The organism is uncultured Rikenella sp. (assembly GCF_910577125.1).
GTDB lineage: Bacteria > Bacteroidota > Bacteroidia > Bacteroidales > Rikenellaceae > Rikenella.
The window spans coordinates 1-12,441 of sequence record NZ_CAJTMN010000063.1; the positions used below are offsets into that span (position 1 = coordinate 1).

Below are 12,441 nucleotides of genomic sequence, written 5' to 3' on the forward strand. Positions count from 1 at the left end.
CCGGCCTCGTCGCCCAGGCGCGAAGCGCCTCGGGGGAGTGGGCGACAGGCCGAATAGGGCGGAGGCTTGGTTGTCTTTGGGCGGTACTGGAGCGGGTCGGCGCCAGCGTGGCCGGAAACGAGCTTCGCCGAGTTGCCGGCCTACGCCTGGGGTGGCTCCGGCCCGCGCGCCCCTGCGGGTCGCAAGAGCTTTTAGAGGGGGAGGTTGTTTTCTGTCCGCGCGCCTGCGCGATTCATTCTATTTCGGCTTGCGCCGAAATAGTTGAATCGCTTCTTAAGGCGTGGCGCGCGGTGCCTTCGGGCACTCCGACAGGGCCGGCCGCCTCTACCTTAACAGGATAGGACTGCCCTATGCGGGCGGCGTCCGGGTGACCCCGGCGGGACGGGCGATGCTTGCGCATCGCTAAGGCCGTGTCAGCCCCCGTTTATTCCGAGAGGCAACGCAACTGAAAACCGTGGCCGCGATAGTGTGTGTGGGCGGGATATAGGTCTTGCGTGTTGAACCATAAAAATCGTCCGCTGATACCGTTCACCGCAGCCGACCAACTGTATCCGTGAAGACCGACGCCACCCATGGCGCCGAATATGCCGTTGTTGCCCGGATCGCGGTAGCCCGGGGCGCACCGTGTCAGACGCCGCGGCCTCGGACTCTTCGCCCCCCGCCTTGGAAATTGCCGCCGGAATCACTACTTTTGGAGAAAATTTACAAAAAACAAACACCTAATTTTTATCATGGCAAGTATCCGCACCCTGAAAAAAGACCTCGCCTATCTGGTGAACGCAGTGATCTCGGACGCCTACGTAGCGCTCTATTTCCAGCCCGCCGAACAGCGCGACGCCATCTTCGGCATCGTCGAAAAAGCCGCCGAGCTGAACAACACCCTCCTCGACCGCATCAACCGCCCCGCCGAGAAACACAACCCCTCGCTGGTGAAGAAACACTACGCCCAGATCCGGCGCGAGATGACCGACGGCGTCGAAAAGCTCTTCGAAGAACTCAGCCAAGTCTGCAAACATACCAAATAACCATAAACTTACCCAAATCATCTTCTCTAAATTCATGAAAATCAGAATCGTTCAACTCCTTTCGGTCGCCCTGGCCGCGACCCTTGCCTTCCAAAGCTGCGGCACATCTACCTCAAATAGTACCGTTTCCGGCATCGGACAGCGGAACGCCGACGGCATCATCGAACTCCCCGTCCCCGAACGTGCAGAGGGGCAGAGCGACGTGCTCGGGCTCGCGCTCGACCCGATCGACACCGTCCGCGTGGCATTTGTCGGACTCGGCATGCGCGGCGCCGACGCCGTACGGCGGTTCACCCACATCCCCGGCGTGAAGATCGTCGCCCTGTGCGATGTGTATGAAGACCGCGTGAAAGCCTCCAACGCCATGTTGCAGCAGAACGGCTTCCCCGCCGCGCAGGAATACTTCGGCGACACCGCAGCGTGGCGGAAGATGGTCGCGCAGCCCGACGTCGACCTCGTCTACATCTGTACCGGGTGGGACACCCATACCCCGATCGCCGTACAGGCCATGAAAGAGGGCAAACACGCCGCCATCGAAGTGCCCGCCGCCATGAGCATCGACGAATGCTGGGAGCTCGTCAATACCGCCGAGCAGACCCGCAAACACTGCATGATGCTCGAAAACTGCGTCTACGACAACTTCGAGATGGCCACCCTGAATATGGCCCAGAAAGGGCTCTTCGGCAACGTCGTACACACCGAAGGGGCCTATCTGCACGACCTCCGCTCCATGAACTTCGCCGAAGAGGGCGAACCCGGGCACTACGCCGACATGTGGCGTCTGAAGCAGAACACCCGCCGCACCGGCGACGTCTATCCGACCCACGGCCTCGGGCCGATCTCTCAGATTCTGGGGATTCACCGCGGCGATAAGATGAACACCCTCGTGTCGATGAACACCGACCAGTTCGGGATGACCGAATATGCCCGGAAGAAGTTCGGCGACACCTCGGCCTATGCCAAGACCCCTTACCGGATGGGCGACCACACCACCACCCTGATCCGCACCGAGAACGGCAAGACCATGATGGTGCAGCACGACGTGACCAGCCCGCGGCCCTACAGCCGGATCCATCAGGTGAGCGGCACGAAAGGCTTTGCACAGAAGTATCCCTCGCCCGGGATTTCGCTCGAAGCCGACAACGAGGCGGTGCAGGGGCTGGATTATCAGAACCTGAGCGGCCACAGCTACGTTCCGCGCGAGACCTTCGACCGCCTGATGGCCGACTACCAGCACCCCGTGATCCGTCAGGTGGGGGCCCTGGCCCAGGAGGTGGGCGGCCACGGCGGGATGGACTTCGTGATGGACTACCGGTTGATCTACTGCCTGCGGAACGGCTTGCCGCTGGACATGGACGTTTACGACGCCGCCGAGATGTCGTGCCTGACCGGCCTTTCGGAGCTCTCGATCGAGAACGGGAGCGCACCGGTGGCTGTTCCGGACTTCACGCGCGGCGCGTGGAACCGGACGCAGGGTCAGCACTACGCCTTTACCCCGTCCGACGCAGCGGCGCTGGGCATCGGGGATGCGGCTGGCGAGTAGCAGCACCCGGCTGGTTTTTAGCGAAAATTTCTCCTCCGGATAGGAGGGGACGAGTAGGGCAGGGCGGCAGTGTTCGCCCTACCTTTTTTAGCGGCGAAGCTTTATTTATTCTTGAATAATTTTAAAAATAAAATAATTCGTCTGAGTTTAGGTATTTTCCGGGCGATTGATTATTTTTGGAGAGGCGGCTCGATGGCATGAACGGAGAACATCCCTTTGTGCTGCCCGCGAAAAACCGCACACAGGTTCCTGTTGGCTGCCGGTGGCGCAGCCCTGATTTGCGGCGGGTCGGTGATGACCTACCTCAAAGCACAGACCCCTGTCTCCGCACAGGAAACGCTCACGTTGGCGAATATCGAAGCCATGGGGTTGGAATTTGGAATCGACCAGGAGACTAAGGTCATATGCACCGGAACTCGTGGCCATTGCAGAGTTCAATGTCACCTCTGCGGTGGTGCAGATTATGGAAGTGGATCTTTTAAAGGAACACATAAGTGTTCTGTTGATTTGTAAGTATCTCACACGGATCGATCTGGTAAAATGGTCAGATCGATCCGTTGTTTACATGACGAAGTATATGGTTTGTAAATATTTTTTAACAATCGTCATTTCCGGTCTTTTTGTGTGGACGGGGTGTACCTCGGATGATCATACCGCTGTCACATTCACATCTCTGCCCGAATCCCTTCCCGAGCAACTATGTGCGTCAGATATCCTCAATGACAGCTATCCGTTCGTCTACCCCGAACAGATTTTAAGGTATGACAGTTTGTTGATTGTTTTCGATTTTCTGGACCGGGAATCCGTATTTCATGTCTTTTCCGACCGCGACGGTCGATTCCTTTATTCCGTAGGTCGCAAAGGGAACGGCCCCGGCGAGGTTATCATGCCAACCAGCCCTACGATCGATCCGACCGACCGGTCGTTGGCTCTCTGGGATGCTCGACAGAAACGCTTGGTGCGATTCCGTCTGCCCGTATCGTCGAACGATTCCGTTCGTTATCTGGATTACCGGCAAAATCCGCAAAACAGCTCCTATTTCTCGCAAATCATAGCCCACGATGGAAGTTATTATGTGGCCGGCCATGTCGATCCGCTCCGTTTCGGGAAACTGGAGCAGGACAGTGTCCGAGTTCTTTATTCTGATTATCCGCTTCTGACAAGCGAAGATGCGGAAGCCAACCGTTCCGTTTGGAACTACTTCCCGTGCACCCGCATTACGCGCGACGGGCGGAAGATGGTACAGAGTTGTTATGTCGGAGCTGCTTTGGAACTTTTCTCGATCGACAAAGACCGGATTCAATCCGATACCTTGTTGGCTTTCACACCGCCGATTTATCGCATCATAGAGGGAACTCGTCCCCGGTGGGTCGGAACCATCGACGAGACCCTGTTGGGCGTGCTCGATGTGCAGATTTCCGACCGGTACATCTATGCCCTGATTAGCCAACAGTCTTTAACCTCCGATCCTCTTGCAGCGGAAGGTTCCGCATACATCCATGTATTCGATTGGAGCGGCCGGCCGGTGTGTCGGCTAAAATTGAGCCGCCTGATCGAATGCTTTAGCGTGGATGAAAGCCACGGCTTGATTTATGGAATGGCATTTGATGAAGAGAGCGGAGAATATCAATTGCTTCGGATCAATTTCAATTCCGATGACTTTCAATTATAAATGGATTTATAGCACTGTCGGCATTTTGTGCGCAGTGTTTATGAGTTGTGGCTCCGGTCATTCGCCGATCGGCCATTTTATTGGTACAACCGTTGTTTTTCCCAAAGAATTGATGATCGAGATCATCGGAGAATCAACCCAAGGGTCTCCCGACACGACTGCAGCTGTCAAGATAGTGGTCTATATCCGATCGGAGGGATGCGACGATTGCAGCCTGAAAGTTCTGTCGCAGTGGAAACGACACATGGCAGAGATGGACTCCTTATCTCCGGCGACTGCATTTGTGTTTATTTTCGCTCCCGCCCGGTGGGAAAAATTATATTCTGGCCTGCAAGTCCATCGTTTTACAGCTCCGGTTTTTTACGACTCGTGCGGTGCATTCGAGCGCTCGAACCCCGGTTTGCCGACGAACCCCGTGTTCCACACCTTCCTTTTGGATCGGGAGAACCGCGTCGTGCTCGTCGGCTCCCCGATCGGGAACCCCAAGATGTGGGAGCTGTATAAGAGCACCATCTCCCGCCTCGTCGCCAACGGCGGCACCCTGACCGACCGACAGACGGAGGTGTCTTTGAGACAGTGATGGTCGGTATATATTCTTGAATAATTTTAAAAATAAAATAATTCGTAGAAAATTAGGAATATTCGATTGTAATGTTTATGTTTGAAGTGCGGTTCGGTTTCAAATCGGGCGTAAAACTATTTTTTCACTTTTTAATTCATGTTGTCATGAAGAAATTAACCAAAATCCTGTTGGCTGCCGGCGGTGCAGCCCTGATTGGCAGCGGGTCGGTGGTGACCTACCTTAAAGCACAAACGCCGATGTCGGCACAAGAAAAACTCACGTTGGCGAACATTGAAACGTTGGCCGTAGGTAAGGACTTGGAATCTGAGAGCAGTTGTGATGGATGGTTTGGCTGGTGCTCGTTCAATTGCGATTGTGGTTATTCCTATAGTGCATTAGGATCCACGTTTGTTAATCGACATCATTGCAGTAAAAATTAGTTAGACAGAGTTCATTAGGGATGAGAAGAATATGTCTCATCCCTGATTTTATAATCGTATAACCCCTTAAATTCCTCATAATCTCATGAAAATACCTCCATTTTTCTTAGTCCTCTTGTTGGGTTTTTTGGCCGCCTGTCATGACAACCCCTCGAAATCGCATGCGATCACTTATTTCGAAGACGATTTTGTCGTTCCTCAAGACACTTGCGAGGTTGAAGAACTCAATTCGGATTTCCCGTTCGTTTATCCGATTCAATCCCAGTGTGTGGACTCTTTAATCGTTGTTCTCGACCTAATGGCTCCGGATTACTACTTCAATCTGTTTGACCAGACAGGACGACACATAGGTCGATTCGGGAGAAAAGGAAAGGGTCCGGGCGAATTGCTTAATCCTTCGCAATTTTTTGTTCCTCACCCCGGAGTTGTTTCCGTCTATAATACCGACAGAATCGTAGAGTATGACTTGCATGATTTGGAACATCTGACGACCTCCTTTCGGGAAATTCATCTTCCGGCGTTGCCCACCGTCTCACAAGCCGTCCCTTACCAACCTAATCGTTATCTGTTATTAAGTTTTGAAGCGCAGAAACGCATCGGAATTTATGATGCTGTCTCGGACAGTATCGTTTTTACCTATGATCGGTTCCCTCGACTGTTCGAAACCGTTTCGCAGAATAATGAGCTCGAATCCGCCATTTTTTCTTACGGTTCGCGACTTTACATAAAACCCGACCTTACGCAGTTCGCCCAAACCACCTATATCGGTGCTATTCTGGAGATTTTTGACCTGACTGCCGACTCTGTTGTTTCCTCTTCCGTGACCGGAATCTATTCTCCGCAATACGTCGAACTATCTGCAAATCCGCTGCACATTACATGGGGTGATAAAACCATTATCGGATTCGAAAGCGTTGCCACAACCGATCGCTATTTATACACCTTGCTGAACGGCTGTCTCGGTTCCGAATTAAAAAAAGAGAACCCGGAACAGCCATTCACCACCCGAATCTCCGTATTCGACTGGCAAGGTAATCCGATCCGGCAACTGCAGACAGACCGTATGCTGACTACCATTGCCCGTGATGATGCCGCTGACTGCTTCTTTGCCACCTCGTATCAGAACGGTTTGTATTCGTTGTTAAGAATCAAAGAAAAGAAATGATTTATCGATATGCGTTTTTACTTGTCTCGGTTTTATTCGGGAGCTACAGTTGCCACCCACACGCCGCCCAATCCATACAGCAATTTGTCGGCGATACGATTGTCTGTGGCTTTCATGAACGGGACTCGTCTCGCATCAGAATAATTGTTTATTCAGCGTCTTCCCAATGCAATTTATGTACCTTACGTACGCTGGATCAATGGCCGAAAGAGTTGGCCGAAGCAAGTATCCCTGCAGAACAGACATTGTTTATTTTTCATGCCAATGGCCTACAAGCCCCAAGCGTTCGATCTTTATTGCGTTCCATGCGTTTCGATTATCCAGTATTTCTCGACACCGCCGGGGTTTTCGAGCGCTCGAACCCCGGCCTGCCGGCGAACCCTGTGTTCCACACCTTCCTTTTGGATCGGGAGAACCGCGTCGTGCTCGTCGGCTCCCCGATCGGGAATGCGAAGATGTGGGACTTGTATAAGTCTACCATCGCCCGCCTCGTCGCCAACGGCGGCACCCTGCCCGCCGCTGCCGCCGAGTAGGTGACTGGAAGTTGTTCTAAAATATTTTCGAAAACAAAACGATTCACGGAAATTTTATTATTTTAAATCAAAGCCGTATATTTGAGAGCGCGATTCGGCCACGAGGCCGGAGAGCGAGATAAATGTTTAACTGTTTAATTCATGAAACCATGAAGAAATTAACCAAAATCCTGTTGGTTGCCGGCGGCGCAGCCCTGATTGGCAGTGCGTCGGTGATGACCTACCTCAAAGCGCAAACCCAACAGCCGGAGATGTCCGACTTGACCCTCCAGAATCTCGAAGCAATGGGAACACTTAAAATAGATGAGTTTCCCATTGTACAAGGGCCCAGCCATCCAGAGAAACACATATGCCCACGATGCAAAACACACCATGTAATTTGCCAGGGCAAATTGGATGGTGGAGATTGTATTAACATCCATTGTCTGTTGTAGGAGCCATGCTTAATCACTCGCAGAAGTTTCGACGCTTCTGCGAGTGGCTTATTTCCGTTATTTTGTAAAATACATCAAGATATGAATCGTCACAGCATATGTTGTTTGGCAGCAGTTGTTTTGTTTTGTGCTTGCGTCCCCTCCCCGGACGCCACCCCAACTGCAGAGAGCACGTCTGTTCCTACCCGCACTGTCGAATGGGAGACCCTGCCCTCGCAAACCTTACAGACTCGAATCGCCGATATCCGGTATGTTCCGCTCGAAAGCACGCCCGAGAGTTTTTTGTCCGGTATATCCAAGATATTGATACACAATAATGAAATCTACATACAAGATTCCTATGGAAACGCCCGTTACGGAATCCGGGTCTTCAGTCCGGAGGGTCGCTATCTGAGACACATCGGTCGGACAGGGAAAGGCCCGGGAGAAGTCGTCAAAATAGACGATTTCACCATTCGGGACAGTTCGGTCTTTATTGTCGACGGAAATGCCGAGAAAATGGCAGTTTATACACTCGACGGTCGCTTCCGAGAAGATCTTCCTCTTCCCAATCCCGATTTCGCCAGTTTCGCGGCTTGCGACACCGGTTTTTTGTGGACCGGTACCATCTATTACGGCGAGCACCCGGAGAACCGATACGGCCTGTATAAAACCGATAATCGTTTGGCAGAAGAGTGGAAACGAAAAAAGTACGGGCCGAACGACACACGTTGCTTGTTGGTCGAATCTTCCGATTCTTTAATCATTCGAACACAGGAAGGTTGTGATTCTGTCTATTTGTACAATCGGCAGGGTATTCCTTTCGGTTGTATTTATCTGGACTTTCCGAAAAGTCAAAAAATCCCTTACGAAAAACGTCGTCAGATCAATGAACTTCCAGCCGATGAAGATTTCAATTATTATCAGATCGGCGCCTGGAATCCGATTATTATCGGCCCTTATCTGATCGGATCGATCATCATGCCCGGCGGACAATTCGACACATTTTTGGTCGATTTACGTACTCATAAAATTTATTTGGACGGAGAAAAAAATCTGATTCGGGATCGCAGTGCCGGATTTTATCCGCTCAACGATTCCGTATTTGTCAGCTGGATCACCCCCGACTCCGAGGCCTTACTCAAACAAATATCCCCGTCGGCCAAGAATCTGCCTCAAAACATTCAGTCCCATTTGGATAACGGAGATTGTATACTGGTTTTCTACACTTTGAGTGACGTTCATTGATCCCGAATCCATGAAAAATTCACAATCAATTTATTTACTAATATTCAGTGTCCTGTTGTTGTCTTCCTGTGGCAACAGTCCGAAAAAAGACGCCGTTCTCTTGGCCGAGTTGACCCGTTCGGAACTTGTTTTGCCCCCTGCTTCTACAACGAATCAGCCTCGTATCCTCGTGTACGTCGGCGAAGGAGAATGCGGCGTCTGTTCGCTCAGACTACCGGAGTGGCATGTCAAAATCAACGAATTGCGCCAAACGGGTATCGACTCCGTACAGGTTCTTTTTGTGGTCGAAGAACGAGAGATGCCCCGTATGGAAGCAGCTGTAACAGAATCCCATATTGCGCGTATCCGAGAGATCGTCGTCATTCGACCGGACAGTGCCAAGTTATTTCTAAACGCCAATCCCATACCATCCGATTTCCGTTTTCACACCTTTTTGTTGGACAGAGAGAACCGCGTCGTGCTCGTCGGCTCGCCGATCGGGAACGCGAAGATGTGGGACTTGTATAAGTCTACCATCGCCCGCCTCGTCGCCAACGGCGGCACCCTGCCCGACAGGCAGGACGAGAAAGACAACCCCGACCGGAATTGAGTCATATGGGCATGTTCCGCAACCAGCCATCCCGCCTTTTCTTCCTGCCGAGCCTCCTGCTGATCGGCGCACTGCTCGGCACCCTCTTCGTGCCCGGCGCGCTGCCCCCCGCAGGAATGGAGAGCTCCCAGTTCTTCTACTTTCTCCCCCTCGTCGGCCTGCTGACCCTCGTCGCCGCCCTCCGAACCCTCGTCGCGACACCCCGTTTGGCCACCGGCTTCCGCCTGGGCGACAGCCTTGTCGTCGCGCTGGGACTCTATGCCGCCCTGCGCGGCGCCAGTGGCGGAGCGTTGCCACGGATCGGCGTGTGGAGCAGCCTGCTGCTCATTGTGTGGTACCTCGACCTGCGGATCAGCCTTTCGTCCGGCTCCCGGCGCCACCGCAAGCGAATCTTCCGCGGAATCATCCTCCTGCTGCTCCTCGCCGGTCTCGCCCAGGAGATCATCGGCCTCCGCCAACTCTACGGCTACGGCCTCTCGAACCACGCCCGCTTCCGGGTGACCGGCACCTTCCATAACCCCGCCCCGTTGGGCGGTTTTCTCGCCCTCGTCTCCGGCATTGCCCTCGACCGAATCGTGCGGCTCGGGCGACCCTTGGCCCGCTACCTCGAACGGCGGGGATGGCAGGCGAAACTCCTGCTTTCGCCCGGCTTCTGGACATTCGGACTCTCGGGCCTCTTTCTGCTTGGCGCCCTTCTGCTGCTGCCCGCCACCCAGAGCCGCATCGCCTGGCTCGGCGCCCTGACCGCCCTTCTGATCGTCGGCTGGGAACCGCTCGTCCGGCCCCTCTGGCGGTGGATCCGGGGGCGGAAGTGGGTTGTGTGGGTACTCGTACCGCTCGCCGGACTGGTGCTCGTCGGCGGGACACTCGCCGCTTACCGCATGAAAGCCCGCTCCGCCGACGGCCGCCTGCTGATGTGGAAAACCACCCTGCGGATGATCGCCGACCGGCCGTGGGACGGTGTCGGCCCCGGACGCTTCGCCGGCGTTTACGGCGACTGTCAGGCCGCCTGGCTGAGCTCCCCCCACGCCACCGACGGCGAACGGCAGGTCGCCGGCAGTGCCGGAGCCGCCTTTAACGACTACCTCCAGCTCGCCGCCGAACTGGGCCTGCCCGGTTTGCTGCTAATGGTCGCCGTACTGTTTTTCGCCTTCCGCGGCTTTCGGCGAAGGTGGCGCAGCGGAGGATGCGGTTTTGCCGCCGCACTGGCCGCCCTGTCCGTCTTCGCCGCGGCTTCCTACCCCTTGCAATTGCTATCGTTTCGCGTGTTGTGGATGCTCCTGGTCGCTGTCGGCATCGGCGGGCTGTACGACACCCGTTCTGTTGCCGGCGTGCGTGCGGGCGACCGGATCGGGAGTGGGGTAGTGCTCGGATTTTGTTTGGTCGTCAGCGCGTTATCCTTTTGGACGGCGTGGCCGTTGAGGCGGACTTATGCGGCGTGGGGCCGTCTCGAACCCCTCTACCGGATGGAGCGGTTCGAGACCGTTGCCGCCGACTATGAGCGCCTTGCCCCGGTGTTGGATGCCGAACCCTCGTTTCTTTTCGAGTGGGCCAACGTGCGGAACAAAGTCGGCGACCCGGCCGGCAGCATCGCGATTCTGGAGCGCGCCGTGGGGCTCAGCTCCGATCCGATGCTCTATAACCTGCTGGGCAACAACTACCGGACGCTCGGCGACTACCCCTCTGCCGAGCAGGCCTATCTCCGTGCCTGGGCCGTGGTACCGGGCCGCCTCTATCCGCTCTACCTGCTGACCGACCTCTACCGCGAGAGCGGCCAGGAGGACCGGATGCGTGCCATGGGCCGCCGCGTGCTGGAGTTCGACGAGCGGGTCTCCTCGCCCGCCGTGCGCGAGATGCGCGCCCGGGTGCGGAAGTGGCTCGAATAACCCTATCTTTGCAGGCGTAAAACACACGGAAAGATGACCATACGGCACAAAAGAAAGTGGTGGCAGACCCTGCTCCGGGGCGTGGGGATCTTCCTGTTGGTGGTTCTGCCGGGATGCGTGATGGTTCTGTCGCGGTTTTTCTGCTGGGAGATGTTCACCGTGCCGACCGAGTCGATGTATCCGACCCTGCTGGCCGGCGACCGGATCATCGTCAACAAGGCCCTTTTCGGCGCCCGCCTCCATCGCAGTTTCGAGAGCATGGGGGCCGAGAAACCCGACATCCGGCGGTGGACTTACCGGGGACTTCGGCCGTTGCAGCGCGGCGATATCATCGTCTTCAACTATCCCTATGCGCGGGGGTGGGGCCGTATCGCGTTCGATTTCAATACTTTGTTCGTGAAGCGTTGCGTAGCGCTCCCGGGCGACTCGGTCTATGCCGAGCGGGGCGTGATCCGGGTGCGCGGCGTGGAGGGAACGGTGGGCCTGCCGCGCAGCCAGCGGGAGCTGGCCCGGTTCGATCTGTCGCTCTACCCGCCCGAGACGCGGTTTACGGTGGCTCCCGATTCAGCCTACGGGCGTTGGACGATCCGGGATTTCGGGCCGATCTACGTGCCGCGCCGGGGAGACCGGATTCCGCTGGACAGTTCGAACCTCGCCCTGTATGCGGCGGCCGTGGAGTACGAGACGGGCCACCGTCCCCGGCTCGACTCGCTGCGCCGGACGGTGCTGGGCGACAGCATCGTGACCCACTATACGTTCGAGGACAACTTCTACTTTGCGTGCGGCGACAATACGACCGCCTCGATGGATTCGCGGTATTGGGGCTTCATTCCTGAGGTTTTCGTGCTGGGCGTCGTGACCCGCGTAGCCTATTCCTACGATCGCCAGCGCGAGCAGGTTCGGTGGCGTCGTTTTTGGCGCGACGTCTCGTACCACCCCGCGGCAGAGGAGTAGGCAGCGGCGTCCGCAGTCTGAGTCTTGCGGAGCCTAAGGCGTAGCGCAGCTATCACAAAAGTTTTTGGTGCCGCTTTTTACAAAAAGCGGCAGTTCCGTCTGGTTCTAAGCTCGACCGCGCGCCACGCCTTAAAAGGGAAATCGTCAAAATGCACTGGTGCGTTTTGACAGGATTTCCCCAAGGCGCGCGGGAAATCCGTCGCCCGCCCGCAAAGAGGGCATATTCTGCCGATTGGCGGCGAGCCAATCGAGCAAGAATTGCCGCGGGCGACGATTGAAATGCCCCGCGCGTCGCCGCCAAGGCGCGCGAAACGTGGTGGAGCTATTGGCTGTAAATTGTGTGAAATCGGAGCGGGTCGGAGCCAGCGAGGCCGGAAACGAGCTCCGTCGAGTTGCAGGCCTACGCCTGGG

13 protein-coding genes are annotated in these 12,441 nt (G+C 55.5%); 12 read left to right on the forward strand and 1 reads right to left on the reverse strand.

Translation table 11 applies throughout. The annotated features are described in order from the left end of the window. Positions 1-424 precede the first annotated feature (424 nt). Entirely contained in the window at positions 425-574 is a 150-nt protein-coding gene (locus QZ292_RS07290; RefSeq protein WP_294599971.1) for a hypothetical protein, read from the reverse strand. A 157-nt stretch (positions 575-731) separates the two neighbouring features. Here QZ292_RS07290 and QZ292_RS07295 point away from each other — a divergent pair, with 157 nt between their 5' ends. The 12 genes from QZ292_RS07295 (at position 732) to lepB (ending at position 12,030) form a co-directional block, all read left to right on the forward strand. Continuing rightward, positions 732-1,025, forward strand: a complete 294-nt coding sequence (locus QZ292_RS07295) for a hypothetical protein (RefSeq protein ID WP_294599973.1) — start codon at positions 732-734, stop codon at positions 1,023-1,025. 34 nt (positions 1,026-1,059) lie between these two features. Then, entirely contained in the window at positions 1,060-2,568 is a 1,509-nt protein-coding gene (locus QZ292_RS07300; RefSeq protein WP_294599976.1) for a Gfo/Idh/MocA family oxidoreductase, read from the forward strand. A gap of 418 nt (positions 2,569-2,986) precedes the next feature. Further along, positions 2,987-4,240, forward strand: coding sequence for a BF3164 family lipoprotein (locus QZ292_RS07305; RefSeq protein ID WP_294599979.1), 1,254 nt, complete (start codon positions 2,987-2,989; stop codon positions 4,238-4,240). 112 nt (positions 4,241-4,352) lie between these two features. Then, positions 4,353-4,820, forward strand: coding sequence for a hypothetical protein (locus QZ292_RS07310; protein ID WP_294599981.1), 468 nt, complete (start codon positions 4,353-4,355; stop codon positions 4,818-4,820). Between the two features lie 146 nt (positions 4,821-4,966). Next, positions 4,967-5,242 carry a hypothetical protein gene (locus QZ292_RS07315; RefSeq protein WP_294599983.1) on the forward strand — a complete coding sequence of 92 codons (276 nt, stop codon included), beginning with the start codon at positions 4,967-4,969 and terminating at the stop codon, positions 5,240-5,242. An 85-nt stretch (positions 5,243-5,327) separates the two neighbouring features. After that, a complete protein-coding gene (locus tag QZ292_RS07320; protein WP_294599986.1) occupies positions 5,328-6,407 on the forward strand; it encodes a BF3164 family lipoprotein in 1,080 nt (359 codons plus the stop codon). Continuing rightward, positions 6,404-6,940, forward strand: coding sequence for a hypothetical protein (locus QZ292_RS07325; RefSeq protein ID WP_294599989.1), 537 nt, complete (start codon positions 6,404-6,406; stop codon positions 6,938-6,940). Before QZ292_RS07320 ends, QZ292_RS07325 begins: the two co-directional genes overlap by 4 nt. Before the next feature lie 149 nt (positions 6,941-7,089). Next, entirely contained in the window at positions 7,090-7,374 is a 285-nt protein-coding gene (locus tag QZ292_RS07330; protein ID WP_294599992.1) for a hypothetical protein, read from the forward strand. Positions 7,375-7,455: 81 nt separating this feature from the next. After that, positions 7,456-8,601, forward strand: a complete 1,146-nt coding sequence (locus QZ292_RS07335; protein ID WP_294599993.1) for a 6-bladed beta-propeller — start codon at positions 7,456-7,458, stop codon at positions 8,599-8,601. 169 nt (positions 8,602-8,770) lie between these two features. Next, positions 8,771-9,190: a hypothetical protein gene (locus QZ292_RS07340; RefSeq protein ID WP_294599995.1), complete on the forward strand. Its 420-nt coding sequence runs from the start codon at positions 8,771-8,773 to the stop codon at positions 9,188-9,190. A gap of 11 nt (positions 9,191-9,201) precedes the next feature. Continuing rightward, entirely contained in the window at positions 9,202-11,076 is a 1,875-nt protein-coding gene (locus tag QZ292_RS07345; protein ID WP_294599998.1) for an O-antigen ligase family protein, read from the forward strand. A gap of 33 nt (positions 11,077-11,109) precedes the next feature. After that, positions 11,110-12,030 (forward strand): signal peptidase I, encoded by a 921-nt coding sequence (gene lepB / locus QZ292_RS07350; RefSeq protein ID WP_294600001.1) that lies wholly within the window; start codon positions 11,110-11,112, stop codon positions 12,028-12,030. Positions 12,031-12,441 lie beyond the last annotated feature (411 nt).

Bases quoted from the DNA above. Each gene is read 5' to 3' on its own strand.
- QZ292_RS07290 (WP_294599971.1), bottom strand. From the start codon at position 574: ATGGGTGGCGTCGGTCTTCACGGATACAGTTGGTCGGCTGCGGTGAAC.
- QZ292_RS07295 (WP_294599973.1), top strand. From the start codon at position 732: ATGGCAAGTATCCGCACCCTGAAAAAAGACCTCGCCTATCTGGTGAAC.
- QZ292_RS07300 (WP_294599976.1), top strand. From the start codon at position 1,060: ATGAAAATCAGAATCGTTCAACTCCTTTCGGTCGCCCTGGCCGCGACC.
- QZ292_RS07310 (WP_294599981.1), top strand. From the start codon at position 4,353: ATGATCGAGATCATCGGAGAATCAACCCAAGGGTCTCCCGACACGACT.
- QZ292_RS07315 (WP_294599983.1), top strand. From the start codon at position 4,967: ATGAAGAAATTAACCAAAATCCTGTTGGCTGCCGGCGGTGCAGCCCTG.
- QZ292_RS07320 (WP_294599986.1), top strand. From the start codon at position 5,328: ATGAAAATACCTCCATTTTTCTTAGTCCTCTTGTTGGGTTTTTTGGCC.
- QZ292_RS07325 (WP_294599989.1), top strand. From the start codon at position 6,404: ATGATTTATCGATATGCGTTTTTACTTGTCTCGGTTTTATTCGGGAGC.
- QZ292_RS07330 (WP_294599992.1), top strand. From the start codon at position 7,090: ATGAAGAAATTAACCAAAATCCTGTTGGTTGCCGGCGGCGCAGCCCTG.
- QZ292_RS07335 (WP_294599993.1), top strand. From the start codon at position 7,456: ATGAATCGTCACAGCATATGTTGTTTGGCAGCAGTTGTTTTGTTTTGT.
- QZ292_RS07345 (WP_294599998.1), top strand. From the start codon at position 9,202: ATGTTCCGCAACCAGCCATCCCGCCTTTTCTTCCTGCCGAGCCTCCTG.
- lepB (WP_294600001.1), top strand. From the start codon at position 11,110: ATGACCATACGGCACAAAAGAAAGTGGTGGCAGACCCTGCTCCGGGGC.